The sequence below is a fragment of the Curtobacterium sp. MCJR17_020 genome, from assembly GCF_003234365.2.
Taxonomy (GTDB): Bacteria; Actinomycetota; Actinomycetes; order Actinomycetales; family Microbacteriaceae; genus Curtobacterium.
Genome location: NZ_CP126260.1, coordinates 1,735,956 through 1,759,192, shown reverse-complemented (window position 1 = coordinate 1,759,192; position 23,237 = coordinate 1,735,956). Strand labels below are relative to the sequence as shown.

Annotated in this window: 26 protein-coding genes; 10 read left to right on the top strand and 16 right to left on the bottom strand. The window is 71.8% G+C overall.

All coding sequences use genetic code 11. The features are described from left to right. The first annotated feature begins 7 nt into the window (after positions 1-7). Both DEJ14_RS08365 and DEJ14_RS08360 read left to right on the top strand, forming a co-directional pair. Positions 8-1,012: a Gfo/Idh/MocA family protein gene (locus DEJ14_RS08365; protein WP_111085651.1), complete on the top strand. Its 1,005-nt coding sequence runs from the start codon at positions 8-10 to the stop codon at positions 1,010-1,012. Between the two features lie 44 nt (positions 1,013-1,056). After that, positions 1,057-2,079 carry a Gfo/Idh/MocA family protein gene (locus DEJ14_RS08360; protein ID WP_111085652.1) on the top strand — a complete coding sequence of 341 codons (1,023 nt, stop codon included), beginning with the start codon at positions 1,057-1,059 and terminating at the stop codon, positions 2,077-2,079. A 129-nt stretch (positions 2,080-2,208) separates the two neighbouring features. Here DEJ14_RS08360 and DEJ14_RS08355 read toward each other — a convergent pair whose 3' ends face one another. Further along, complete coding sequence (locus DEJ14_RS08355; protein WP_111085653.1) at positions 2,209-3,216, bottom strand: SLAC1 family transporter; 1,008 nt, start codon at positions 3,214-3,216, stop codon at positions 2,209-2,211. A gap of 78 nt (positions 3,217-3,294) precedes the next feature. Between DEJ14_RS08355 and DEJ14_RS08350 the strand changes: the two genes are divergently transcribed. Then, positions 3,295-4,521, top strand: coding sequence for a cobalamin-independent methionine synthase II family protein (locus DEJ14_RS08350; RefSeq protein ID WP_111085654.1), 1,227 nt, complete (start codon positions 3,295-3,297; stop codon positions 4,519-4,521). A 132-nt stretch (positions 4,522-4,653) separates the two neighbouring features. Here the strand turns inward: DEJ14_RS08350 and DEJ14_RS08345 are convergent, their stop codons facing one another. Further along, a complete protein-coding gene (locus tag DEJ14_RS08345) occupies positions 4,654-5,616 on the bottom strand; it encodes an SDR family NAD(P)-dependent oxidoreductase (protein ID WP_181437557.1) in 963 nt (320 codons plus the stop codon). Between the two features lie 76 nt (positions 5,617-5,692). On the opposite strand from DEJ14_RS08345, the gene DEJ14_RS08340 reads away from it, so the two are divergent. Further along, entirely contained in the window at positions 5,693-5,956 is a 264-nt protein-coding gene (locus DEJ14_RS08340; RefSeq protein ID WP_146249770.1) for a hypothetical protein, read from the top strand. A 40-nt stretch (positions 5,957-5,996) separates the two neighbouring features. Here DEJ14_RS08340 and DEJ14_RS08335 read toward each other — a convergent pair whose 3' ends face one another. Continuing rightward, positions 5,997-6,200 (bottom strand): hypothetical protein, encoded by a 204-nt coding sequence (locus DEJ14_RS08335; protein ID WP_111085656.1) that lies wholly within the window; start codon positions 6,198-6,200, stop codon positions 5,997-5,999. A gap of 144 nt (positions 6,201-6,344) precedes the next feature. On the opposite strand from DEJ14_RS08335, the gene DEJ14_RS08330 reads away from it, so the two are divergent. Continuing rightward, the gene (locus DEJ14_RS08330) at positions 6,345-7,343 is read left to right on the top strand and encodes an alpha/beta fold hydrolase (protein WP_111085657.1); all 999 of its coding nucleotides are present in this window, start codon (positions 6,345-6,347) and stop codon (positions 7,341-7,343) included. On the opposite strand, the gene DEJ14_RS08325 is transcribed toward DEJ14_RS08330, so the two are convergent. Both DEJ14_RS08325 and DEJ14_RS08320 read right to left on the bottom strand, forming a co-directional pair. Then, complete coding sequence (locus tag DEJ14_RS08325; protein WP_111085658.1) at positions 7,337-7,591, bottom strand: DUF7218 family protein; 255 nt, start codon at positions 7,589-7,591, stop codon at positions 7,337-7,339. The genes DEJ14_RS08330 and DEJ14_RS08325 overlap by 7 nt on opposite strands. Positions 7,592-7,643: 52 nt before the next feature. Next, complete coding sequence (locus DEJ14_RS08320) at positions 7,644-7,982, bottom strand: DUF3140 domain-containing protein (RefSeq protein ID WP_111085659.1); 339 nt, start codon at positions 7,980-7,982, stop codon at positions 7,644-7,646. Between the two features lie 108 nt (positions 7,983-8,090). On the opposite strand from DEJ14_RS08320, the gene DEJ14_RS08315 reads away from it, so the two are divergent. The 3 genes from DEJ14_RS08315 (at position 8,091) to DEJ14_RS08305 (ending at position 10,230) form a co-directional block, all read left to right on the top strand. Continuing rightward, on the top strand, positions 8,091-8,990 hold the full coding sequence (locus DEJ14_RS08315; RefSeq protein ID WP_111085660.1) for an SDR family oxidoreductase: 900 nt from the start codon (positions 8,091-8,093) through the stop codon (positions 8,988-8,990). 94 nt (positions 8,991-9,084) lie between these two features. After that, positions 9,085-9,222 (top strand): hypothetical protein, encoded by a 138-nt coding sequence (locus tag DEJ14_RS08310; protein WP_181437558.1) that lies wholly within the window; start codon positions 9,085-9,087, stop codon positions 9,220-9,222. Positions 9,223-9,264: 42 nt separating this feature from the next. Beyond that, positions 9,265-10,230: a methyltransferase family protein gene (locus DEJ14_RS08305; protein ID WP_111085662.1), complete on the top strand. Its 966-nt coding sequence runs from the start codon at positions 9,265-9,267 to the stop codon at positions 10,228-10,230. Here DEJ14_RS08305 and DEJ14_RS08300 read toward each other — a convergent pair. The 3 genes from DEJ14_RS08300 to DEJ14_RS08290 form a co-directional block, all read right to left on the bottom strand. After that, on the bottom strand, positions 10,211-10,627 hold the full coding sequence (locus DEJ14_RS08300; protein ID WP_111085714.1) for a VOC family protein: 417 nt from the start codon (positions 10,625-10,627) through the stop codon (positions 10,211-10,213). The genes DEJ14_RS08305 and DEJ14_RS08300 overlap by 20 nt on opposite strands. 149 nt (positions 10,628-10,776) lie before the next feature. Next, positions 10,777-11,358 carry a DapH/DapD/GlmU-related protein gene (locus tag DEJ14_RS08295; RefSeq protein ID WP_111085663.1) on the bottom strand — a complete coding sequence of 194 codons (582 nt, stop codon included), beginning with the start codon at positions 11,356-11,358 and terminating at the stop codon, positions 10,777-10,779. Positions 11,359-11,482: 124 nt separating this feature from the next. Continuing rightward, positions 11,483-12,418 carry an AraC family transcriptional regulator gene (locus DEJ14_RS08290; protein ID WP_258373288.1) on the bottom strand — a complete coding sequence of 312 codons (936 nt, stop codon included), beginning with the start codon at positions 12,416-12,418 and terminating at the stop codon, positions 11,483-11,485. Between the two features lie 104 nt (positions 12,419-12,522). Between DEJ14_RS08290 and DEJ14_RS08285 the strand changes: the two genes are divergently transcribed. Beyond that, entirely contained in the window at positions 12,523-12,855 is a 333-nt protein-coding gene (locus DEJ14_RS08285; protein ID WP_111085665.1) for a hypothetical protein, read from the top strand. Positions 12,856-12,896: 41 nt separating this feature from the next. Here the strand turns inward: DEJ14_RS08285 and DEJ14_RS08280 are convergent, their stop codons facing one another. Beyond that, complete coding sequence (locus tag DEJ14_RS08280) at positions 12,897-13,211, bottom strand: hypothetical protein (protein WP_111085666.1); 315 nt, start codon at positions 13,209-13,211, stop codon at positions 12,897-12,899. Between the two features lie 207 nt (positions 13,212-13,418). Here DEJ14_RS08280 and DEJ14_RS08275 point away from each other — a divergent pair, with 207 nt between their 5' ends. After that, positions 13,419-14,255, top strand: coding sequence for an alpha/beta fold hydrolase (locus DEJ14_RS08275; protein ID WP_111085667.1), 837 nt, complete (start codon positions 13,419-13,421; stop codon positions 14,253-14,255). A gap of 63 nt (positions 14,256-14,318) precedes the next feature. Here the strand turns inward: DEJ14_RS08275 and DEJ14_RS08270 are convergent, their stop codons facing one another. The 7 genes from DEJ14_RS08270 to DEJ14_RS08240 are packed head-to-tail and all read right to left on the bottom strand — an operon-like array spanning position 14,319 to position 23,158. Further along, positions 14,319-15,935 (bottom strand): ATP-binding cassette domain-containing protein, encoded by a 1,617-nt coding sequence (locus tag DEJ14_RS08270; RefSeq protein ID WP_181437559.1) that lies wholly within the window; start codon positions 15,933-15,935, stop codon positions 14,319-14,321. Continuing rightward, entirely contained in the window at positions 15,932-16,828 is an 897-nt protein-coding gene (locus DEJ14_RS08265; protein ID WP_111085669.1) for an ABC transporter permease, read from the bottom strand. The genes DEJ14_RS08270 and DEJ14_RS08265 overlap by 4 nt, the downstream gene beginning before the upstream one ends. Continuing rightward, entirely contained in the window at positions 16,825-17,808 is a 984-nt protein-coding gene (locus tag DEJ14_RS08260; RefSeq protein WP_111085670.1) for an ABC transporter permease, read from the bottom strand. Before DEJ14_RS08260 ends, DEJ14_RS08265 begins: the two co-directional genes overlap by 4 nt. Beyond that, the gene (locus tag DEJ14_RS08255) at positions 17,805-19,367 is read right to left on the bottom strand and encodes an ABC transporter substrate-binding protein (RefSeq protein WP_111085671.1); all 1,563 of its coding nucleotides are present in this window, start codon (positions 19,365-19,367) and stop codon (positions 17,805-17,807) included. The genes DEJ14_RS08260 and DEJ14_RS08255 overlap by 4 nt, the downstream gene beginning before the upstream one ends. Positions 19,368-19,425: 58 nt before the next feature. Further along, positions 19,426-20,748: an NtaA/DmoA family FMN-dependent monooxygenase gene (locus DEJ14_RS08250; RefSeq protein ID WP_111085672.1), complete on the bottom strand. Its 1,323-nt coding sequence runs from the start codon at positions 20,746-20,748 to the stop codon at positions 19,426-19,428. Continuing rightward, positions 20,745-22,121, bottom strand: coding sequence for an LLM class flavin-dependent oxidoreductase (locus tag DEJ14_RS08245; protein WP_111085673.1), 1,377 nt, complete (start codon positions 22,119-22,121; stop codon positions 20,745-20,747). Before DEJ14_RS08245 ends, DEJ14_RS08250 begins: the two co-directional genes overlap by 4 nt. Beyond that, positions 22,118-23,158, bottom strand: coding sequence for an LLM class flavin-dependent oxidoreductase (locus DEJ14_RS08240; RefSeq protein ID WP_181437560.1), 1,041 nt, complete (start codon positions 23,156-23,158; stop codon positions 22,118-22,120). The genes DEJ14_RS08245 and DEJ14_RS08240 overlap by 4 nt, the downstream gene beginning before the upstream one ends. Between the last annotated feature and the right edge of the window lie 79 nt (positions 23,159-23,237).

Sequence of the window (23,237 nt, the reverse complement as noted above, 5' to 3'; positions counted from 1 at the left end):
CCGACACATGCCCTCCACCCCCTTGCGCGTCGCCGTCCTCGGCTTCTGGCACGTCCACGCCGGCGACTACGCACAGCAGACCGTCGACCACCCCGGCACCGAGCTCGTGGCCGTCTGGGACGACGACACCGACCGCGGCCGAGCCGGCGCCGAACGGTTCGGTGTCGAGTACACCGACGACCTCGATGCGTTGCTCGCCCGCACCGACGTCGACGCCGTCACGATCACGACCTCGACCGACGTCCACCGCGACGTGATCGAGCGCGCAGCAGCGGCCGGCAAGCACGTCTTCACCGAGAAGCTCCTCGCCCCCACCGTCGAGGAGTGCGACGCGGTCATCGCCGCCTGCGACGCCGCCGGGGTCAAGCTCGTGGTCTCGCTCCCGCGGCTCTCCCACGGCTACACGGCCGCGATCCGGCGCGAGCTCGACGCAGGCCGCCTCGGCGACGTCACGTACTCCCGCGTCCGGCTCTCGCACGACGGTGCCGTCGCACCGTGGCTGCCGGAGCGCTTCTTCGACCCGGCGACGGCGATCGGCGGCGCCCTCACCGACCTCGGCTGCCACCCCGTCTACCTGACGCAGCTGTTCCTCGGTGCCCGCCCCGACACGGTCGAGGCCGTCTACCGCTCCTACACCGGCCGCGCGGTCGAGGACCACGCGGTGGTCACCGTCGGCTACGCATCGCAGGCGATCGGCGTCATCGAGGCCGGCTTCGTCGCGGGCACGCCGTTCACGATCGACGTGGCGGGCACCCGGGGCTGGCTCGCGTACTCCGACCAGGAGGCCCGGCTCACCGCCGGCGGACCGGCCTACGGCGACGAGCCGGTCACCCTCGACGTCCCCGCCGACGCCCAGGACGCGTTCGGTCAGTGGGTGGACCACATCGCCGCCGACACGCGTGCCGACGACAACCTCGCCCGCGCCGTCGAGCTCACCCGCCTGGTGGTCGCCGCGAACGACGCCGCGGGCCAGTCCGCCACCAGCGACGCCCTCGTCGGCGCACCCGCCTGACCGCCCCAGCAGTCCAGCACCTCGAACCAACCACAGGAGCCACCATGTCCAGCGACATCATCCGCGTCGGCCTCATCGGCGGGGGCGGCATCGCGTCCGCGCACATCGCCGGCTACGCCGAGCACCCCGACACGATCCGCATCGCCGCGGTCGCCGACGCGTTCGCGGCCACGGCCGAGGAACGCGGGGCGGAGCTCGGCGTCCCGTTCTTCACCGACTACCTCGCGATGCTCGAGCAGGCGGACATCGACGCCGTCGACATCTGCCTGCCGCACCACCTGCACCGCGACGCGATCGTCGCCGCGGCGAAGGCGGGCAAGCACGTGCTGTGCGAGAAGCCGCTGTGCCTGAGCCCCGACGAGGCCGCCGACGTGCAGCGCGCGGTGTCCGAGTCCGGCATCACCCTGATGTGCGCGCACAACCAGCTGTTCATGCCCGCGGTCGCCAAGGCCAAGGAACTCATCGACGGCGGGGCGCTCGGCACGGTCTACGAGGTCCGCACCACCGACTCGTTCCGCAACGAGTTCGACCCGTCGAACATGGGGTGGCGTGCCCACGCGTCGACGAGCGGCGGCGGTGAGCTCATCGACACCGGGTACCACCCGAGCTACCTGCTCATGCACCTGGCCGGTGGCGTCCCCGTGCAGGCCACCGCGATGCTCTCCACGCACCGGCTGGCGTTCATGGAGGGTGAGGATTCGGCACAGGCCCTGTTCCGCTTCGACAACGGCGCCGTGGGCCAGCTCGTGACGAGCTGGGCGTACGACCCGGCCGCCGGCACCGAGCGGTTCAGCGTCGTCGGCGAACACGGCGCCCTGACGAGCGACGGCACGACGCTGCGGTGGGACCTGCGGGACGGCACGAGCGAGTCGGTCACCTTCGACGAGGTCGACACCTTCGCAGCCGAGATCGGCGCGTTCGGGGCGTGCCTGCGCGACGGCACGCGACCGATCCACACGGAGCGCGAGGGCATCGCGGTGCTCGGCATGATCCTGGCGGCGTACGAAAGCGCCCGGACGGGGACGATCGCCCCGGTGCTCACGGCGGACGAGACCGTCAGCGCCTGACCCGCGCGGATCCGTCGCACCGCGCACCCGTTCCGCGACGAGCCACGAGTCGTTCGACGCGTGGTTCGTCGCAGAACGGGTGCTGACGCACCGCGACACCGTCGGCTCCGCATCACCGTCAGCGCCGCGTCAGTGCGTCGCGGGTGCCGCGTCCTCGTCGTCGGCGGCGTGCAGCACCGACTCGGCCTGCCCGAGCAGGTGCCGCGCGGCCAGGCTCAGGGACCGCACCCCGACCACGAGCACGAGCACGTTGAGCAGCACGAGCAGCACGGTCGTGGGCACCCACGCCACCGGCAGGTCGAGCACCCGGAACCACTCGATCGCCGCCGTCGCGACCGCCGCAGCCGGGAACACGAACGACCAGAACCCGAGCGAGAACCCGAGCCGGACGTACCGGGGCAGCAGGGCGAGCTGCACGAGGAGCATGAGGACACCGAGGCCCGCGATCGCCTGCACGGGCAGGGTTCGGGCGTCGTCGGTGAGCGCGAACAGGGACACCGTCGCCACCGCGGGCGGAGCCACGAGGATCGCCATCGTGGGGACGAGCGGGTCGGGCAGTGCGGGGCGGAACGACAGCCGGATGAGGAGCAGTCCGGTCATCACGCCCCAGAAGAACACGCCGACGCCGAAGCACGCCCAGGACAGCCAGACCACACCGACCTCGTGCGTGGCGACGGCGGCGACGAGGGCCGCGGCGACCGTCGGCAGCAGGTAGCCGCCGTGCACGGCCTCCAGGGTCAGGCGCCCCTCGAACCACGTGCTCAGCAACCACGCCGCGAACCCGGCAGCGACCGCCACCGCGAGCAACACGAGGACCTGCCCCCCGATCTCCCAGAACCGCGCGAGGTCGACGCCGAGGAGCATCGCCGTCGCGGGAACCAGGGCCGCGATCGGGCCCTGCGCGGGGTGGCGGAGCTGGTCGACCAGGCGTTCGTCGACCCGGACGCCCCGCAGGACGTGCGCGCCGAGCAGCCACGACCACGCCACCGCCGCGACCACCCAGAACACCTGCGGGACGACGGGCGGCAATCCGAGGACGGGTGCCGCGTACGACCAGGTCTCCGCGAAGCCGGCCAGGCCGAACGGTGCGGCGAGGGTGTTGAGCGGGATGCGGGAAGTCGGGCGCGCGCTGGGCATGGGGTCCCATTCTCTCCGGCTCGCGTCGTGCCACGTAACGGAGCCCGGCTCGGAGGCGGCCCGTGGCACATTGGGCCGATGCCCTTCGAGAACAGCGACCACGTCCAGGCCACCACCGCCGGGTCGCTCCCGCGCACGCCGGAGCTCATCGCCGCGAACGCCGCCCGCCCCGTGGGCGCCGACGGCTTCACGTTGGAGACCACCGACGAGGTCCGCTCGATGACGAGCGCGGCCGTCGATGACATCGTCGCGCGCCAGACCGCCCTCGGCATCACGCAGCCGGGTGACGGCGAGTTCGGCAAGGCGATGTCGAACAGCGTCGACTACGGCGCGTGGTGGGGGTACTCGTTCCAACGTGTCAGCGGACTCTCGCTCACGGACGCCGACATCTTCACGCAGCAGCCGGTCCGCTCGAGCCCGGGCAACGTGCAGCTGACCAGCTTCCCGGACCGTCGCGACTGGACGATCTTCCGCGAGGCCTACACCGACCCGGCGTCGGGCATCGGCACCGGCAAGAACGCCACCGCGTTCCCCACCACGACCGGCCCGATCGCCTACACCGGACACGAGGCCGCACGCACCGACGCCGCCAACCTCGGGCACGCGGTCGAGGCCGCCGGTGCCGAGAACGGCTTCATCACGGCGCTCTCCCCCGGCTCCGCGGCCCGGGTCGCGAACGAGTACTACGCCACCGACGAAGAGCACATCTGGGCCTGGGCCGACGCCCTGCGCGAGGAGTACCGGATCATCCTCGACGCGGGCCTCGTGCTGCAGATCGACGACCCCTCGATCGCCGAGAACTGGGACCAGATCAACCCCGAGCCGAGCCTGGAGGACTACCGCGCCTTCACCCGCATCCGCGTCGAGGCGCTCAACCACGCGCTCAGGGGCCTCGACACCAGCCGCGTCCGCTTCCACCTGTGCTGGGGCTCGTGGCACGGCCCGCACACCACTGACATCGAACTCCGCCACATCGTCGACCTCATGCTCGACATCGACGCCGGCGCCTACTCGTTCGAGGCCGCGAACGCCCGCCACGAGCACGAGTGGACCGTCTGGCAGGACGTCACCCTGCCCGACGGCAAGGTCATCGTGCCGGGTGTCGTCGGCCACGCCACGAACGTCGTCGAGCACCCCGACCTGGTCGCGCAGCGCATCGAGCGGTTCGCCTCGGTCGTCGGGCGCGAGCGCGTCATCGCCGGCACCGACTGCGGCCTGGGCGGCCGCATCCACCCGCAGATCGCCGCCGCGAAGCTCGAGTCGCTCGGTGAGGGCGCGCGCCGCGCGAGCGCGAGGCTCTTCTGAGCCGCCCGTTCCTTCCCAGAACGTCTGCGGTACCAAACGAGAACGGGCGTACCTGCCACGAAGATCACGGCAGGTACGCCCGGTTCCGGTCGGTACGCCCGCTACCGGCAGGTACGCCCGGTTCCGGTGGGACTAGCGCCGTGTGCGGCTGAGGACGACCGCGCCGACCGCCGCAGCCGCGCCGAGCCACACGAGCGGACGCGTGACGCGCCGTCGCTTCGCGACCCAGCCGCCGTTCGTGGCGTTGTCGGCGTCCGCCGGGGCGTAGAGGTTGCCGTCGGTCGGGTCGCCCTTCCCGCGCAGCGCGAAGGTCTCGACCATCGGCTTCGTGATCTTGTGGAACAGCCCCGGGAACACGTACTGCAGCGGGACGAGCGACGCCTGGATGCGGCCGACGTAGCGGTACCGCTTCGGGTGTGTGGCGGCGGTGACGACGGCACGACCCGCGCGCTCGACCGACACCGTCGGCGGCAGCGGGTGCGAGTTCTTGCCGGTGTAGTTCGCGCCGTTCTGGTAGATCGGGGTGTCGATCGTCGACGGCAGCAGCGTGGTGAAACGGATGCCGGTGTGCGCGAACTCGTCGCCGAGGACGTCGACCAGGCCGAGCGCCGCGTGCTTGCTCGTCACGTAGGCCGACTGGTACGGCGCTGACAGCAGCGACTGGATCGAGCCGACGAGCACGTACGTGCCCGTGCCGCGCTGCTTCCAGTGCGGGAGCAGGTGCGTGATCGCGTTGAGGTGGCCGTAGAGGTTCGTGTCGACGACCCGCTTGAACGCCTCGGTGGGGGTCTGCTCGAACAGGCCGTAGACGAACAGCGCGGCATTGCCGACGAAGACGTCGATGCGACCGTGCCGACTCGTCACCGTGCCGATGAGGTCCTTGACCTGGTGCTCGTCGGCGACGTCCGTCGGGATCGCGACCGCGTCGGCCCCGAGTGCACGGCACTCGGCGGCGGCGGCTTCGAGGGAGTCGTGGCCGCGTGCGGCGAGCACGAGCGTGGCACCCTGTCGGGCGAACTCGTGCGCCGCGGCCCTCCCGATGCCGCTCGATGCTCCGGTGACGACGACGATCTTCCCGCGGTACCGATGTCCCATGCGTCCTTGGTACGCGCCTGCTGGTCCGTTCCCGCACAGACGAGCCGTACCCCTCGCCCCGGTGCGAGGATGGAGCATGCGCAAGGACGACCTGACCGTCGACGAAGCCACGGTCATCGCCGAACACGCCCGGTCCGGTGCCCTCGAGCTGGACGACCCCGAGGTCCGCAAGGTCGTCGAGCAGGCCAACCGGGTGCTGGTCCGCGCGCAGATGTGGGGCGAGGAGCGGAGTCCGAAGCTGCGTCGTCGCCGTCGGTTCATCGCGATCGGTGCGCTCGTGATGGTGCTCGTCTGGGTGGCCGGGCTGCTCGTGCCGCTCGCGCTGCGCTTCGGCGCGTAGCCGGAACCGAGACCGGAGACGAAGCGGCGGCCCCCTCGGGTCAGCGGCCGGTTCGGGCGTTCCGGGCGAGCAGCCAGAGGTACGTGCTGTGCCCGACGAGCGCCAGGCCGAAGAAGATCGCGGCGACGGCGTAGACGCGGTCGAGCTTCCCCTGCCCGATCACGAGCATCACGATGCAGAAGGCCACAGCGATCGCCAGCACACCGACCTGCACGGTCGACCAGATCCGTCGGAAGCGCGGCATGCCCGTCTCGTTCACCCGGCCATTCTCCCCCATGCCGAACCAGTGCCGATGTCAGCCGACGTCAGCCCGCGGTACGACGCGGGCGAGGCGCGTCGGTACCGTGCTCCGATGTGCGGCCCCGCACGCCGGACCTAGCGTGCAGGCATGGACACGCACCACCCCACGGCCACCCCCACCAGCACCCCGGCCCGCCCTGCACGCCGGCGCCGTCGCCCGCTCCGGATCATCGGGTTCTCGCTCGTCGGGCTCGTCGGCCTCGGCGCCCTGACGCTCGGCGGCACGGCCACCTACGACGCGATCGCGACCGCTGCGGAACGGGACGACATCCGCCCGTACGGCGAACTCGTCCCCGTCACCGGCGGCCGGGTGAACGTCGCCGTCACCGGGTCCGGGGCGTCGACCGTCGTGCTGCTGCCCGGCTTCGGCACGGCATCCCCCGTGATCGACTTCGCCCCGCTCGTCGACCGGTTGCAGGACACGCACCGGGTGGTGGTCCTCGAGCCGCTCGGGTACGGCCTGAGCGACGGCACCGACCGGCCCCGCACCAGCGCGAACATCGTCGACGAGGTGCACCAGGCGCTGTCGACGCTCGGCATCGACCGGTACGTGCTCGCGGGGCACTCGGTCGCCGGGATCTACGCGCTCGAGTACACGAACGCGTACCCGGACGAGGTGCAGGCGTTCGTCGGCATCGACAGCAGTGTGCCGACGCAGCCCGGCATCGACGAGGCCGCCGGATCTGGCCTCTTCCGCTTCGTGAAGGCCACCGGGCTCGCCCGCGTGCTCACTGCCGTGTCCGGCGACGCGTACGCCGGGCTGCCCTACACCGATGCGCAGAAGGAGCAGATGACCCTGCTGTCACACCGCACCAGCATGCGCGCGACGTACCTGGACGAGTACGAGCACCTCAGCGCGAACTTCCGGCACGCCCGCAGCCGAACATTCCCCACCGACCTGCCGGTCCGCCTGTTCGTCGTGGGCGACGACCCGGAGGTGCCGGGGTGGGAGCGCCTGCACCGTGAGCAGGCGGCGTCGGTCGCCGACGGCCAGGTCGTCCTGCTCGACGGCGGGCACTACCTGCACCACACGCACGCGGCGGAGATCGCCGAGGGCATCGACGCGGTCGCCGACCTCGGTCAGTGATCCCGGAGCGCCTCGACGAGCTCGGCCTTGCGCTTCGACGAGTACCCGGTCAGGCCGAGCTCCTTCGCCCGCTCCCGGAGGTCGGCGACGGTCCAGTCGTCGTAGGAGCCGGACTCGCCGCCCTTCTTCCCGACTGCCTCCTCGCCGCGGGCCGCTGCGGCGTTGCTGATCCGCGCGGCCTTCTCCTTCGAGTTGCCCTCCTTGCGGAGTCCCTCGTACATGTCCGGCTTCTTGAGTTGGTTCGGCATGGTGCGTCACGGTACGCGCGCCGGCCCGGCGTCGTTCCGAGCCGGCGGCGGCTCAGCGCTTCTCGGGGTCGTGGCCCCAGTTCATCAGCGACCACCGCCACGGGGTGTCATGCACGTCACCGTCCGGCCGCTGTTCCGAGTGCCGGGCGACGTAGCCGACCACCTTCCGCATGTGGGCGTGGTCGTCGTCGGTCCGGTCCGCCTTGTGCTTCTCGAGGATCCGGATGACGTGCCGCCCGCTCTCGTGCCCGGTCGACTCACCGCCGCCCGGGGGCTTCTGCCCGACGTGCTTCGACTCGTCGGTGTCGAGCCACTCGCGGAGCTCCGACGGGGTCATGTTCACCGCATCGGCGAAGTCGCGCTCGGTCTGCTGGTCGTCGTCGTCACTCATGGTCCCGAGGCAACCCCGCGGTCCTGGACGGGTGCGCAGGGCGGATGGCGCTCCGCCGCCGTCCAGCCGGGACGGGTTCCGTGGAGGCACGAGCAGGAAGGAACTCGCATGCCCACCGACCAGTACGAACACGGCGACCCGCGCACCCGCTACCCCGATGTCCAGCCGGAGCCGCAGACGCAGGACGAGCCGGGCCTCCAGTCCGCCATGGACCCGGTCCCCGACCTGGGCGAGACGAGCTACCGGGGCACCGGCCGGCTCGCCGGCCGCAAGGCCCTGATCACCGGCGGTGACTCCGGCATCGGCGGCGCCGTCGCGATCGCGTTCGCCCGCGAGGGCGCCGACGTCGCGATCGCCTACCTGCCGGAGGAGCAGTCCGACGCCGACCACGTCCTCGAGCAGATCCGTGCCGCCGGACGCACCGCCGTGGCGATCCCCGGCGACCTGCGTGACAAGGCGTACGCGCAGGAGCTCGTCGACCAGGCCGTCGCCGGACTCGGCGGTCTCGACGCCCTGGTGAGCGTCGCCGGCAAGCAGCGCTGGCAGCCGGACGTGCTCGACATCACCGACGACCAGTTCGAGGCGACCTTCGACGTGAACGTCTTCGGGCTGTTCCGCCTCGTCAAGGCGGCGCTGCCGCACCTGGAACCCGGTGCGACGATCACCACGACGGCGTCGATGGAGGCGTACAAGCCGGCACCCGACCGGCTCGACTACGCGGCGTCGAAGGGCGCGATCAACAACCTGTCGAAGGGGCTGTCGCAGCTGCTCGTCGAGCGCGGCATCCGCGTCAACGTCGTCGCGCCGGGGCCGACGTGGACGGTCCTGCAGCCGAGCGGCGGCGTCGACCCGTCGACGCTTCCCGAGTTCGGCAGCAGCGAGTCGCCGATGGGGCGCGCCGGGCAGCCAGCCGAACTCGCACCGGCCTACGTGTTCCTGGCGTCGGACGAGTCGAGCTACGTCGTCGGCGAGACGCTCAACGTGAACGGCGGCATGGTCACGCCCTGACCGGGACCGCACTCCACGGCAGCGGGTGGGAATGGATCGGACCCGCCCGCTGTCGAACTCTGCACCGATCACGAAGACCACGAAGGAGCACACCATGAGCCTGGAACCCCACAAGTGCGCAGCGATCGTCGACGAGCGCACCTGCACGCCGAAGCCCGTCCTGACCAAGCTGCACGACGCCCGCACTCCGGCGTTCGGCCGGTGGCTCGGGCAGATCAACCGCCAGGACTGAGGCGCCGCCCGGCGCACCGCGTCGCCCTGCTAGCGTGCAGACGTGTCCTGGGGCCGGCTCTACTTCGCACTGCAGGCCATCGGCGGCGCGGTGTGGTGGATCACCGTCGCGACCGTCCCCGCCGTCCGGACGCTCACGCTCGGCTCGCTGGACCCGGTGGCCGTCGCGGCCCTCGACGTCCCGCTCTTCGTCGTGGCCTCGGCGCTCGCAGCGGTCTCCGCGGGCACGGTCGGACGGATCGCGGCGACCGTCGCCACCGTGTGGACCGCGCTCGTCCTCGCCGGACTCGCCGTCTGGGCGACCGTCACCGGCGAGGCCGGCTGGGGCGTCGTCGTCATGACCGCGGCGACCGTCGGCTCGGCGCTGGCCCTCGCCCTCGTCCTGCTCGGTCGGGTACCGACCGAGTGGTTGACGTCCGGTCCGCTGCGGTTCCGCACCGCCGACCCGGGTGCCGCGACGTCACGGCACGTGGTGGCGACGACCGTGCAGATCGTCGTCTTCTGGGGGCTGTTCCTCGGGGTGTTCCCCGTGGCCATCGCCGTCGCCGAGCACCGCTGGCGGCTGCACCCCGCACTGCCCGAACCGGTCGTGACCGCGCTGCTGGTGGTCGGGCTCGTCGTTCTCGCGCTCGCCAGCGCGCTCGGCATCGCGTCGGCGGCGGCGATGTCGACCAAGGGCGCTGGCACCCCGCTGCCGTCCGCCAGTGCGAACCGCTTGGTCGTCGCCGGCCCGTACCGCTCGGTGCGCAACCCGATGGCGCTCGCCGGCATCACGCAGGGCGTCGCCGTCGGGCTGCTGCTCGGGTCGTGGATGGTCGTCGTCTACGCGCTCGCCGGGTCGATCGTGTGGAACTGCGTGGTCCGGCCGCTCGAGGAGGCCGACCTCGAGGCCCGTTTCGGCGACGACTTCCGCCGCTACGCCGCGCGTGTCCGGTGCTGGGTGCCACGGTGGCCGATCGCCGCGAGCGTGGGCGCGGTCCCCGTCTCCGTCAGCTCGCCGGACCGCTGATGTTCACGAGCCACGTGACCCGGAACCGGTCGGTGAGCATCCCGAAGGTGTCGCCCCACGGGGCCGTCGTGAGCGGTTCGATGATCGACGCGCCGTCGGCGAGTCCGTTCCAGTAGCGGGTCAGGGCCTCGTGGTCGTCGCCGCTGAGCGAGAGCGAGATCGTGCTCTCCGACGGCGTCTCCATGCCCGTCGGCGCGTCCGAGGCCATCAGCAGCAGGCCGTTCTCGCCCTCGAGCTGCCCGTGCATGACCTTGTCGGCGTCGGCGGGGTCCTGACTCATGCCGGCTTCGCCGAAGGTGCCGATCGTGAGCTCGCCGTGGAACACCGAGTGGTAGAAGTCGAGGGCTTCGCGGGCCCCCGAGCGGAAGCCGAGGTACGGGTTGAGACGCACGGACATGGTGGACTCCTCACGACGGGCGGGCGTCGTCGCCCGCTGCGCGCCCATCGTCGCAGACGCGACGTGCCCGCGGAAGGGCACGGTGCCCTGGACGGGCGTGCGATGCGGCCTGGAGGCCCGTAGCGGCGCCGCCACGGGCCTCCAGGCCGTCAGGCGGTCGCTCTGCGGTCCGTGGCCGGTTCCGCCCCGGCCAGGTCGCGGATGCGCTTCGCCGGCACGCCGGCGTAGACGCCGTGCGCCAGCAGTCGCCCGGTGACGACCGCGCCGGCCGCGACGACCACGTCGTGCTCGATGTGCGCGCCGGGCAGGATCGTCGCACGGCCGCCGATCCACACGCGGTCCTCGATGACGACCGGACGGCCGGTCGCGGTGTCGCTCCACCGGCCGTCGGCGTCGATCGCGTGGTGGCTCGTCATGATGAGGACCTGCATGCCGATCGCGGCGTTCGCACCGATGCTGACGGGGGCGATGGCCTCGATGGTCGTCCCGCGGTTGAAGTAGACACCGCGCGCGACCGACAGGTTGCGCGGGTCGCCGGTCAGCGAGAACCCGGGGCCGGGAGCCGACTCGGCACGGGCGCCCGCGGCGGTCAGCAGCAGCCGTCGCACCACCCGCGGCAGGAACGGCGAGCCGAGCAGGGCCGTGAGGAGGACGTGCTCCCGGGCGTGCGCGACGTCCTCGCGGAAGCGTCGGGAGAACGTGGAGGGGACGGGGACGGCTGGCGTGGCCATGCGGCCTCCTGGGCTCGAGGGAGTCGTGCGGCGACACCACACACCGGAAACGTAAGCGCTCCCCAGGAGACCGACAACGGACTCTCGGGCCGTTGCGTGATCCTTGCGGTAATGCCCCGGACCGCTACTCCCGCGCCGCCAGCGCCGTCTGCCGCGGCAGCTCCCCGAACTCCTGCCGGTAGCTCCCGGCGAACCGGCCCAGGTGCGCGAACCCCGTCGCCCGGGCGATCTCGGCGACGCTGCGGTCGTCGCCGGCCTCGAGCTGCTCCCGGGCGAGCAGGAGCCGGATCCGACGCAGGTACATCGTCGGCGTGATGCCGTGGTGCCGCTGGAACGCCGCCTGCACCCCGCGGACACTCAGCCCCGCGGCCTCGGCGACGTCGTTGACGGTGATCTGCTCGGTCGCGTGGTCGAGCAGGAACGTCTCGGCGCGGGCGAAGCGCGCGGTCGACGCCATCACCGGTTCGTGCTGCCCCACCGGCCAGTGCGGGATCGCGGTCAGCAAGCCGCCGGCGGCGAACCGGGCGAGCTCGCGCTCACGCTCGAGCGGCACGTCCGTCGGACCCTGCAGGACCTCCTGCGCGACCGACCGGACCATGAGCCACCAGGCGGCGAGCGGCGCCCCCTCCGGCACGTGTCGGGGACGGAACTCCAGCGGACCCGGAGCCCAGTCACCGCGCTCGGCGGCGACCTGCTCGACGATCGTCCGGTCGATGCGCAGCACGTCGTGCTGGAAGTCCACCCACCGGAACCGCTGCGGGTCCTGTCGGTAGAGCACGGGGCGGCCGATCTGCACCGGGTTGTCGTCGACGTGCGCCGAACCGGACTTCACCCAGACGATCATCATCGCCCGCCCGGGCTCGACCGCGCCGCTCAGGGCGCCCGTGCACCGCGTCGACTCGAGGGAGAGCAGGGCGGTGCCCCGCACGCGTTCCTCGAAGACGAAGCCCGCTCCGGTCGCCTCGACGGTGAGTCCGTGGGTCACGTGGGTCACCGACAGCGCCTCGGCCGCGACCGACGGCTCGTCTGTCCTGATCTCCCGCTGCGTGCGGTGCATCATCTCGGGCACGTGATGATCCTCGCGACATGTCGGCATCCGCGCAACGCACGACGCGCCGGGTTTCCTGGACGTCGACCAGCATCCGCGCGTTTGACTGATCCGACATGAAGTACATCCAGTACGACCGCTCCACGTTCCTGACGAGCGACGACGTCGCCGACGCCGTGATCGAGTACGCCGCAGCGCTCGCAGGCGGCAGCCGCGCGGACGCGATCGCGATCCCGACGGTGGCGGAGGACGGCACGATGACGACCACGAAGATGCTCATCGGCCCGTCGAGCGAGATCGTCGTCGTCGATGCGGACGACGACGAGCTCGAGGTCGAGAACGGTGAGTTCGTGGAACGTCTGCGGGCGGCAGCGCGGACGTTCGACCACCCCGAGACGATCCACGCCGACACCCGCTCGGACCTGACGGGCGACGGACCGGTCGCCTGACCGCAGCGCGGTCGGAGCGACGCGCACCGCGCGCACCGCGCTCACCGGCCGAGGTCGGTCGGGAACCTGCTGGAGTCGACCGCCAGGACCGCCTCGGTCCGTCGGCTCAGTTCAGCCAGGAACGCCCCGCCCTCGGGTTCCAGGTCGTCGTCCGGCGCCGGTTCCAAGGCGACCGCCACCGCGGGTGCGAGGAGCAGCTCCACCGTGCTGGCCGCGCCGAACTCGTCGGTCGTCGGGACCGACACGACGTCGCTCAACCGGCTCTGGTGCAGGGCGGCCGCGTACCGGATCACCGCGTCGGCGACCGTGTCGCCGGTCAGGACCCGGACGGTCCCGGCGTAGTTGACGTACTTCATCGGCGCTCCCTCGTGACGAGGGGCACCCGCCGCGGTGACGGTTCCCTGATCCTGCTGGACAGTAGGCCGTGGTCGCCGCGCGCGTCACAGACACCGACGCCGGAGACGGCGCCGAGGGGTCTGTCCAATCCGCGCTGTCGCTCGGGATCCCGCTGGTAGCAACGAGGTGCGTGCCGCCACCCGTGCGGCGCGGGAAGGAAGCGACTCTTGACCGAGATCACCGCCCACCACGGGCTCTTCAAGGACACGAACCTGCACGTCGACGACACCGGCGGCTCCGGCCGCACCGTCGTCCTGATCCACGGCTGGCCGCTCTCCGGCGAGTCCTGGAGCAAGCAGGTCCCGGCGTTCGTCGACGCCGGACACCGCGTCGTCACCTACGACCGTCGCGGCTTCGGTCGCAGCGACAAGCCGAAGACCGGCTACGACTACGACCACCTCACCGAGGACCTGCACACGATCCTCACCGAGCTCGACCTGCAGGACGTCACGCTCGTCGGCTTCTCGATGGGCGGCGGCGAGGTCGCCCGCTACTTCTCGAAGTACGGCACCGAGCGGCTGCACAGCGTCGTCTTCGCCTCGGCTGTGCCGCCGTACCTGCTGCAGACGTCGGACAACCCGGACGGCCCGCTGCCGAAGGAGCAGGCGGCCGAGATGACCGCGGGCCTGACGAAGGACGAGGACGCGTTCTACGACCAGTTCACGACCGACTTCTTCTCGGTGGACGGCACCCTGGTCGTCTCCGAGGAGGACCGGCAGCAGGCACTCACGCTCGCGAAGCAGGCGTCGAAGACCGCCGCGCTCGAGGCGATGGCCTCGTTCGCGAACACCGACTTCCGTGACGACCTGTCGAAGGTCACCGTGCCGACGCTCGTCATCCACGGCGACGGCGACGCGACCGTGCCGTTCGAGGGCTCGGGTGCCCGTACGCACGCCGCGATCGCCGGCTCCGAGCTGCACGTCGTGTCCGGTGGTCCGCACGGCGTCAACGTCAGCCACCCCGACGAGTGGAACCGCGTGGTGCTGGAGTTCCTCGCGAAGTAGCGCGGAACGCTCGGCGTCCGCGGCGGTGAACGCGACCGACAGGGCGCACGTCTCAGGCCCCGCTCAGGCCGCGGGAGCCACCAGACCGGCGCGCCGGCGCAGGTCGAGCGCGGCCGCGACGAGCTCGCGGGTGCGCGGGTGCGCGTCTGCGTCGAACAGCCGCTCCGCGGGGCCCACGTCGACGACATGACCGCCGTCGAAGACCGCGATGCGGTCGGCGACCCGGCGCACGACGGCGAGGTCGTGCGAGATGAACACGCAGGTCGTGCCGGTGGTGCGCTGCAGGTCGAGCACCAGGTCGAGGATCCGCGCCTGCACCGAGACGTCGAGGGCGGACGTCGGTTCGTCGCACACCACGAGCGGCACCGGTCCGGCGAACGCCCGGGCGATGGCCACGCGCTGCTTCTGCCCGCCGGACAGCTGCGCGGGCCGGCGGTCGAGGACGTCGGCGGGCAGCCCGACACGCGCCGCGAGCTGTTCGGCGGTGCCGTCGCCGTGCAGCAGCCGGATCGCCCGTCCGAGCACCTGTCGGACCGTGCGCCGCGGGTTGAGCGAGGCGTCCGCGTTCTGGAACACGACCTGCACGGGTGGGGTACCGGTCGGCGTCTCGTCGCCGGCGTCCAGCCTGATCGTGCCGTCGTGTCGGACCAGTCCGGCGAGGGCTCGGCCGAAGGTCGTCTTGCCGGAGCCGGACTCCCCGACGACGCCCAGCACCTCACCGCGGCGCACCTCGAGGTCGATGCCGTCGAGGGCGACGGCGCCGTCGTACTCCTTGCGGAGGCCCCTGATCGTCGCGAGGACGTCGTGCTGCGCGGTCTCGGCGGTCGTCCCCGTTTTGCCCGCCGTTCCCGCCTTGCCCGTCGTGATGTCGGGCAGGGCGTCGACGAGCTGCTTGGTGTACGGCTCCGTGGGGTGGAGCAGCACCTGGGCCGCGGTGCCCTCCTCGACGAGCACCCCGTGGCGGAGCACCCCGACCCGGCCGCAGTGCGCGGCGACCAGCGGCAGGTTGTGGCTGATGAGCAGGGTCGCGAAGCCGATCTCGGTCCGGAGCTCGTCGATGAGCGCCATGATGCCCGCCTCGACCGTGCTGTCCAGGCCGGTGGTGGGTTCGTCGAGCACGAGCAGGCGCGGACGGGCCACCAGGGCCATGGCGATCGCCACCCGCTGCTGCTGACCGCCGGACAGCTCGTGCGGGTACCGCACGCCGATCGTCGTCGGTGACGGCAGGCCGACCCGCGTGAACGACTCGATCGTCGCGGTGTCCGCAGCCGTGCGGCCGGAGCCCGTGGCGCGCAGGACCTCGGCGACCTGGCGCCCGACCGTCATCGTCGGGTTGAGGGCGAGGCCGGGTTCCTGGTGGACGACCGCCACGACGTCGCGGCGGAACCGCCGGAGGCGCTCACCGCGCAAGGACGCGACGTCGACGCCGTCGACGACCAGCGCCGACGACCCGACGGCGGCGTCCGGGCCGAGCGACGCCGTCAGCGTGCCGGCCACGGTGCTCTTGCCGGAGCCGGACTCGCCCACGAGCCCGTACGAGCCACCGGGCTCGATCGCGAACGCGACGTCGTCGACCACCCGGGTGCCGCGGTACGACACCGTGAGCCCCTCGACGCGGACCAGTGCGTCGGTCGTGCCGGTGGTCCGGGGCTGCTCGCGCGTGCCGGTCTGCTCGGTCACTCGGAGACCTCCTTGAGGTTGTCGGCGATCAGGTTCGCGGACACGACGATCGACGCCACGGCGACACCCGGGAACACGACCGTCCACCACGCGGCCTGCAGGTAGGCGCGGTTCGCGTTGATGTCGAGCCCCCAGTCGGCGGCCGGTGGTTGCGAACCGAGCCCGAGGAACGACAGCGACGCGGTGATGAAGATCGCGGCACCGAGGCTCAGGACCGCCTGGACCACGAAGACCCCGACCACGTTCGGCAGCAACTCGGTGACCATCGCCCGGAAGGCGCTCTCGCCCTGCAGCCGTGCGGCCTGGACGTAGGACTTGCCCATCTCGACGAGCACCGCGGCGCGGACGATCCGTGCGATGCCCGGGGCGAAGAGCACGCCGACGATGAGCACGAGCGCGGGCGTCGACACGCCGAAGGCGCCGACGAGGACGACCAGGAAGATCAGGCTGGGCAACGCGAGCAGCACGTCGAAGAACCGCATCAGTGCGGTGTCGACCCAGCCGCGGTGGTAGCCGGCGAGCAGGCCGAGGGTGCCGCCGACGACGGTCGCCAGCGCCGCGCCGAACGGACCGATGACGAGCGCCGGCCGGGCTCCGGCGGCGACACGGGCGAAGACGTCGCGACCGAGCGAGTCGGTGCCGAACCAGTGCGCGGCGCTCGGTGCCTGCAGGAGCTCGCCGGTGCGGGCGAAGGGCTGCAGGCCGAGCAGGTGCCAGCCCACGGCCAGGACGACCCACCAGAGCAGGACCGCCACGGAGACCAGGAACGTGGGACGCCGGAGCAGTCCGCGCCACCCGCGGCGGGTGACCCGTGCGGTGCCCGTGGTGGTCGACGCCGGCGGACGTCCGGCGAGGGCGTCGGTCTCGACGGCGCCGGGGACGACGGCGGTCATGCGGTGGCCGCCCGTTCGAAGCGGATCCGGGGATCGACCACCACGAACAGCAGGTCGGTGAGCAGGAGCGCGCCGAGCGAGAGCGCCCCGGCGAGCATCACCCCGCTCTCGAGCAGCAGGGCGTCCTTGCGCTCGGCGGCCGACACGAGCAACGCGCCGAGGCCCGGGTAGGAGAACAGGGTCTCGACGATGACGCTGCCGCCGAGCAGGGTGCCGAGGTAGATGCCGAGCACCGAGAACGTCGGGATGAGCGCGTTCCGGACGACGTGCCGGCGGACGACCTGACCGGTCGTCAGGCCCTTGAGCACGGCGGTGCGGTGGAACTGCGACCGGATGGTCTCGATCGTCCCCGCACGCACCATCCGGGTCAGGACGGCGAGGTACGCCAGGGCGAGCACCACGGCGGGCAGTGTGAGCACCCGGAGCCGCTCGCCGAACCCGGCGTCGAGCGCACCGGACGCCTGCACCGGCACCACCCGCAGCCAGACCGCGAAGACGAGCAGCAGCACGATCCCGACGACGAACTCCGGCACCGCCGAGATCGTCAGCAGCCCGACCGTGACGGCCCGGTCGGAGCGGCGTCCCTGCCGGTACGCCTGCACGGCGCCGAGCGTGATCGCGACCGGCACCATGATGACGAACGCGTACGCGCCGAGCAGCAGGGAGTTGCCGAGGCGGCCGAGCACCAGGTCGCGGACCGGCTCGGAGTAGACGAAGCTCGTGCCCCAGTCCCCCGTGACGAACCCGCCGATCCAGTGCAGGTACCGGCTGACGAGGGACCCGTCGAGCCCGTGGTCGACGTTCCACGCGCGCACCTGCGCCGCCGTCGCGTACTGCCCGAGGGCGTTCCGGCCCGGGTCACCCGGCACGACCTGGACGAGCCAGAACGTCAGGACGGAGACCACGACCAGGACGAGCGGGATCTGGACGACCCGTTGCCCGACCAGGGTCAGCAGACGACGGCGGCGCGCGGTGCTCATGACGCGGTGACCCCGATGCCCCGGAAGTCGAACCCGCCCGAGAAGTCCTGCCCCGACCGGAAGGTGCCCGTGACGCGCTTCTGCAGCAGGATGCTGCTCGACGCGAACGCGGGGACGATCACGGGCAGGTCGGTCCACTCGATCTCGGCGATCTGGTTCGCCAGGTCCTGCCGCTCCGAGTCGTCGGTCGTCGACTCGTACCGGTCGGTCAGCTGCTCGAGCTCCGGGCTCGAGTACTTCGAGGCATTCCAGACGGCGCCGTCGCGGTAGATCAGGTCGACGTACTGCGCGGGCAGGCGCTGCGCCCAGTTGGTGATCGTCACCGGCGCGTTCAGCCACGGGGTGTCGTCGCCGTCGGCGTAGTACTGCGCGCTCGTCAACACCTTGAGGGTGACGTCGAACCCGCCGACCGCCTCGAGCTGCTGCTGCACCACCTGGGCGAGGGCCTTCTCGGCGTCGAGCGTCGTGATCTCGAAGGACACGGTCGTGCCGCCGAGCAGGTCCGCGACCTTCGCCTTGTCCTGCTCGCGCTGTTCGAGCCCCTTCGGCTGGATCGCCGAACTCGGGAAGAACGTGGTGTCGTTGCCGACCTCGGCTGCGCCGCCGTAGACCGTCTTGACGATCTCCTCGCGGTCGAGCGCGAGGGCGAAGGCCTCACGGACCTTCGGGTCGTCGAACGGCGCCTTGGTGACGTCGAGGAAGATGCCGTCGAACTTGTTGAAGTACGGCTCGGTCTCGGTGTAGTCCGAGGCCTGCAGCGTCGACGTCGCGGTGGGGCTTGCGGCGATCTGGTCGATCTCCCCGCTCTGGAACGCGAGCAGCTGGGCCTGGTCGTCAGCGTAGAACTTCACGTCGACCTCGTCGAGATCGACGTCCTTCGCGTCCCAGTAGTCCGGGTTCTTCGTGAACGTGGCGCCCTGGCCGGCCGAGTACTTCGTCAGCACGAACTGCCCGGCGCCGACGGGCTGCTTGGCCCAGTTCGTCGAAGCGTCGAAACCGGCCGGCTGGATGGTCGTGTTCGAACCCGTCAACAGGTACGGGAAGTCGGCGTACGGCTTGGCGAGCGTGAAGTCGATGGTCGAGGCACCGTCGGCGGAGACCGACTGCAGGATGCCGTCGAAGCTCGACTTGCCGGGCGACTGGCTGTCCTTGCCGATGATCGAGTCGAACGTCGCGACGACGTCCTTGCTCGTGAGGGCGGCACCGTCGGAGAACTGCAGGTCGTCGCGGAGCTGCACCGTCCAGGTGCGTCCGTCGGACGACGCCTTCCACGAGTCGGCCAGACGGCCCTCGAGCTTGCCCTTCGCGTCCTGGCTGAGCAGTCCCTCGGACGCCAGCCCCACGATGAACATCGCGTTGTAGTCCGAGGTGGTGAGGGGGTTGATCGTGCTGTCGGGCTCCTGGAGTCCGAGCGTGTAGGTGCCGCTGTCCGAGGACGATCCGGGCGAGGCGTCGCCGCCGGACGAGCACGCGGCGAGCGTGAGGGCGAGGGCGGACGCGGTGGCCGCGAGGGCGAGGCGCTTGAGGCGACGCCGCCGCGACGTGAGGTCGACGGTCACGGATGACTCCTAGGGGGTTCGGGGTGCAGGGGTGCGGTGCTGGGAGGGGGTGGAGCGGTCAGCGGTGCGCGCGGTCCGGCACCCGAGGGTGGCCGAAGCGCTCGCGCAGGGTGAGGTCGTCGTACGCCGTGGCGGTCCGGCCGCGGCGCTGCAGTTCCGGCACGACGTGGTCGACGAACCGGTCGATCCCGCCGGGCAGGTACGGGAACTGCACGATGAAGCCGTCGGCGCCACCGTCGTCGGCGAGCTCCTCGAACCGGTCGGCGATCTCCGGTCCGGTGCCCGTCAGCAGGCTGCGGCGGTACGACCACGCGTAGACGTCGCGGGGCGTCGCCGGGCCGTCGGCGAGCAGCCGGTCGACCGCGGGCTTCGGCGAGCGGGTCTCGTTCGAGGTGTCGAACTCCTCGGCGTAGTCGAACGGCACGTCGACGTCGCGGCCGGACAGGTCCTGCCCGATCTGGTGCGACACGTCCTCGAGGATGAGGGCGTCCGGCGTCAGGGCGAGGATCGCGTCCGCCTCGGCTCGGGCATCGGCGGCGGTCTCCCCCACGACCGGCATCACCGACGGCATGATCTTCACCGCGTCGGCGGAGCGGCCGTGCCGGACGGCCCGGGCGCGCAGGTCGTCGACGAAGCGTCGGACGTCCGCGGTGGAACCGCCCCGGGTGAACACCGCGTCGGCCGTGTCCGCGGCGAGTTCCAGCCCGGACTCGGACCCGCCGGCCTGGAACAGCAGCGGGTGGCCCTGCGGCGGCCGGGCGATGTTGAGCGGCCCGCGCACCCGGAAGAACTCGCCCTCGTGGTCGAGTCGGTGCAGGCCGTCGCGGTGCGCGAAGACCCCGGACGCCGGGTCGGCCACGATCGCGTCGTCGTCCCAGCTGTCCAGCAGCCCGTTCACGACGTCGACGAACTCGCGACCGCGCTCGTACCGCCGAGAGTGGTCGATGTGGGCGTCACCACCGAAGTTGCGGGCCTCTTCGTCGTAGCGGCTCGTGACGAGGTTCCACGCGGCTCGCCCCCCGCTGAGGTGGTCGAGCGAGGCGAGGGTCCTGGCCACGTGGTACGGCTCGTTGTACGTCGTCGACACGGTCGCGGCGAGGCCGATCCGCGACGTCACCTGGGACAGCGCGGCGAGCAGCGTGAACGGTTCGGGCCGCAGCGCCCCGTAGTGGTCGACGCCCGACGGGTACCGGTCCCAGAAGTACAGGCCGTCGGCGAGGAAGAGCGTGTCGAACACCCCGCGCTCGGCGGTCTGCGCGATGTGCCGGTGGTGCCGGATGCTCAGGTGCTCGGCGGGACGCGAGGACGGATGCCGCCACCCGGTGACGTGCGCGCCGCCCGGGTGGAAGGCGAAGGCTCCCAGCAGGATGCGGCCGCTCATGCGGACGCCTCCTGGTCGACGGCCGCGGGCGCGGGAACGGCCGCCGAACCGTCGTACCGGCTCTCCGGTCGCGCCAGCCCGAGGTGATCCCGCAGGGTGTCGCCGCGGTACGCGCGGTCGTACACGCCACGACGCTCGAGCTCCGGCACGACCTGGTCGACGAACCGGTCGACGCTCACCGGGATCGACGAGAACGCGAGCATGTAGCCGTCGGCGGCGTCCTGCTCGTACCGCTCGGTCAGCCAGTCGGCGATCTGCTCGGGCGTGCCCGGCAGGAACCGACGGCGCAGGATCGTCCGGTAGACCTCGCGCAGCGTGGTGGCCTCGGCGGCGATGCGGCGGATCGACTCGTAGACGGACTTCGACTGGTTGATCGCCGTCTCGTCGAAGACGTGCTCGAACGGTGCGTCGAGCGGCCGGTCGGACAGGTCGGTCTGCAGGTAGTGGGACAGCAGGTCGAGCGAGACGCGGTCCGGGGTCAGCTCCTCGATCTCGTCGAGCTGCCGCAGCGCGTCGGCCTCGGTGTCGCCGATCACCGGCGACACCGCAGGCAGGATGAGCATCGACGACGCGTCACGTCCGTGCTCGACGGCGCGGCGCTTGTAGTCGGCGTACAGGGCCTGCGCGTCGGCGAGGTCGTCCTGCCAGAGGGTGAAGACGCCCTCGGCCTTCGCACCGGCCAGCGCACGGCCGGCCTCGGACGCCCCGGCCTGGAACAGCACCGGGTGGGCCTGCGGCGGCCGGGCGATGTTGAGCGGCCCGCGCACGCGGAAGAACTCGCCCTCGTGGTCGAGCACGTGCAGTCCGTCGCGCTTCGCGAAGTACCCGGACTCCTGGTCGTAGAGGAACGCGTCGTCGTCCCAGCTGTCCCAGAGGCCCTGCACGACGTCGACGAACTCTGCGCCCCGGCGGTACCGGACGGCGTGGTCGAGGTTCGCGTCGCGACCGAAGTTCCAGGCCTCTTCGTCCGAGGCGCTCGTGACGAGGTTCCAGGCGGCCCGGCCCTCGCTCAGGTGGTCGATCGACGCCAGCTTCCGGGCCACGTGGTACGGCTCGTTGTAGGTGGTCGAGACCGTCGCGGCGAGCCCGATGTGCTCGGTCCGCTGCGACAGGGCGCCGAGCAGGGTGAAGGGCTCGGTGCGGATGTTCACGGCGTGGTCGATGCCCGACGCGAAGCGGTCCCAGACGTACAGCTCGTCGGCGATGAACAGCGTCGCGAACCCACCGCGCTCGAGCGTCTGCGCGAACCGGACGTAGTACTCGACGTCCAGGTAGGCGTCCGGTTCGCTGCCCGGCAGGCGCCAGCTCGTGACGTGCTCGCCGCCGGGGTAGAACACCATCCCGCCGAGCACCAGGCCGCCGTCGCGGGTCATGCCGTCACCGCCTCGTGGGCCAGGACGGCGCCGAGCCGCGGGGCCACCTGCTCGGCGAACAGCGCGAGGGCGTCCGTCCGTGCACCGACGTCGGCGTAGCCGTCGTCGACCTGCACGTTGAGCTGCGTCGCGTAGCGGGAGTACGGCTTCGACGCGATCGACTCCGCGATGTCGTCGGCCGTGCCGTAGTGCAGGTTGAGCGACGCGGCCTTCTCGGCCAGGGTCGTCGCCGGCGGCAGGAACGACTCGCCCCACGCGTACTTCGCCTCGATGCCCGCACGCGCTTCGCGCAGCGCGGTCTCGCGGTCCGGGGCCGGGTAGATCGCCGTCGAGAGTGCGACGCGGGGAACGGCGTCGTCCGGCAGCGCGGCGTAGTAGGCGTCCGCGGTGACCTCGGCCGGCACGGTCTGCGTGGTGCCGATCAGCACCCCGTGCCCACGGTGGGCGGCGATGGCGGCGCTCTCGGCGCTGAGCGTGGCGTCCCAGATCCGGTCGAGCAGCCCGCTGCCGTCCGGGTTGAGGCGTGCGGTCCCCGTGCCGAGTGACGCACCACGCAGCGCGTCGAGCAGCCGTGCGAGCTGCTCGTCGAACGCTGCACGACGGGTGTCCTGGTCGGCGCCGACCAGACCGGGCGCGAAGACGTCGAGGGTCTCCGGGCCACCACCGTTCGCGACGCCGAGTTCCACCCGGCCGTCGCTGATCGCGTCGAGGACGGCGGCGTCCTCCGCGACCCGGACCGGGTCCTCGTGCGGCAGCGTGACCGCGCCGAGCCCGAGGCGCAGGAAGGATGTCCGTTCAGCGAGGGCGGCGAAGAAGACGAACGGGGACGGCAGTCCGCCGCGAGCCGGTGCGTCGTCGTGCCGGAAGTGGAACTGGCGGACCCAGGCCCCGTCGTACCCGAGGCGTTCCGCCGCGGTGAACAGCTCGAGCTCCTCGCGGTAGGCCCGGGTCGCCGGCGGCGCCTCGGTGCCGTGCGAGAACACCGCGATCCGCAGCGGCACCGTGGCCGCGCGGGCGGTGCGTTCGACGTGCGTCATGCAACACTCCCTCGTCAGTGGAGCGATGCAAACACGAGCGAGCGACGCGCACGAGCGGCGACGTAACGCAGCGCAGTGA

Coding starts and splice junctions, on each gene's coding strand:
- DEJ14_RS08365 (WP_111085651.1), top strand. CDS start 8: ATGCCCTCCACCCCCTTGCGCGTCGCCGTCCTCGGCTTCTGGCACGTC.
- DEJ14_RS08360 (WP_111085652.1), top strand. CDS start 1,057: ATGTCCAGCGACATCATCCGCGTCGGCCTCATCGGCGGGGGCGGCATC.
- DEJ14_RS08355 (WP_111085653.1), bottom strand. CDS start 3,216: ATGCCCAGCGCGCGCCCGACTTCCCGCATCCCGCTCAACACCCTCGCC.
- DEJ14_RS08350 (WP_111085654.1), top strand. CDS start 3,295: ATGCCCTTCGAGAACAGCGACCACGTCCAGGCCACCACCGCCGGGTCG.
- DEJ14_RS08345 (WP_181437557.1), bottom strand. CDS start 5,616: ATGGGACATCGGTACCGCGGGAAGATCGTCGTCGTCACCGGAGCATCG.
- DEJ14_RS08340 (WP_146249770.1), top strand. CDS start 5,693: ATGCGCAAGGACGACCTGACCGTCGACGAAGCCACGGTCATCGCCGAA.
- DEJ14_RS08335 (WP_111085656.1), bottom strand. CDS start 6,200: ATGCCGCGCTTCCGACGGATCTGGTCGACCGTGCAGGTCGGTGTGCTG.
- DEJ14_RS08330 (WP_111085657.1), top strand. CDS start 6,345: ATGGACACGCACCACCCCACGGCCACCCCCACCAGCACCCCGGCCCGC.
- DEJ14_RS08325 (WP_111085658.1), bottom strand. CDS start 7,591: ATGCCGAACCAACTCAAGAAGCCGGACATGTACGAGGGACTCCGCAAG.
- DEJ14_RS08320 (WP_111085659.1), bottom strand. CDS start 7,982: ATGAGTGACGACGACGACCAGCAGACCGAGCGCGACTTCGCCGATGCG.
- DEJ14_RS08315 (WP_111085660.1), top strand. CDS start 8,091: ATGCCCACCGACCAGTACGAACACGGCGACCCGCGCACCCGCTACCCC.
- DEJ14_RS08310 (WP_181437558.1), top strand. CDS start 9,085: ATGAGCCTGGAACCCCACAAGTGCGCAGCGATCGTCGACGAGCGCACC.
- DEJ14_RS08300 (WP_111085714.1), bottom strand. CDS start 10,627: ATGTCCGTGCGTCTCAACCCGTACCTCGGCTTCCGCTCGGGGGCCCGC.
- DEJ14_RS08295 (WP_111085663.1), bottom strand. CDS start 11,358: ATGGCCACGCCAGCCGTCCCCGTCCCCTCCACGTTCTCCCGACGCTTC.
- DEJ14_RS08290 (WP_258373288.1), bottom strand. CDS start 12,418: ATGATGCACCGCACGCAGCGGGAGATCAGGACAGACGAGCCGTCGGTC.
- DEJ14_RS08285 (WP_111085665.1), top strand. CDS start 12,523: ATGAAGTACATCCAGTACGACCGCTCCACGTTCCTGACGAGCGACGAC.
- DEJ14_RS08280 (WP_111085666.1), bottom strand. CDS start 13,211: ATGAAGTACGTCAACTACGCCGGGACCGTCCGGGTCCTGACCGGCGAC.
- DEJ14_RS08265 (WP_111085669.1), bottom strand. CDS start 16,828: ATGACCGCCGTCGTCCCCGGCGCCGTCGAGACCGACGCCCTCGCCGGA.
- DEJ14_RS08260 (WP_111085670.1), bottom strand. CDS start 17,808: ATGAGCACCGCGCGCCGCCGTCGTCTGCTGACCCTGGTCGGGCAACGG.
- DEJ14_RS08250 (WP_111085672.1), bottom strand. CDS start 20,748: ATGAGCGGCCGCATCCTGCTGGGAGCCTTCGCCTTCCACCCGGGCGGC.
- DEJ14_RS08245 (WP_111085673.1), bottom strand. CDS start 22,121: ATGACCCGCGACGGCGGCCTGGTGCTCGGCGGGATGGTGTTCTACCCC.
- DEJ14_RS08240 (WP_181437560.1), bottom strand. CDS start 23,158: ATGACGCACGTCGAACGCACCGCCCGCGCGGCCACGGTGCCGCTGCGG.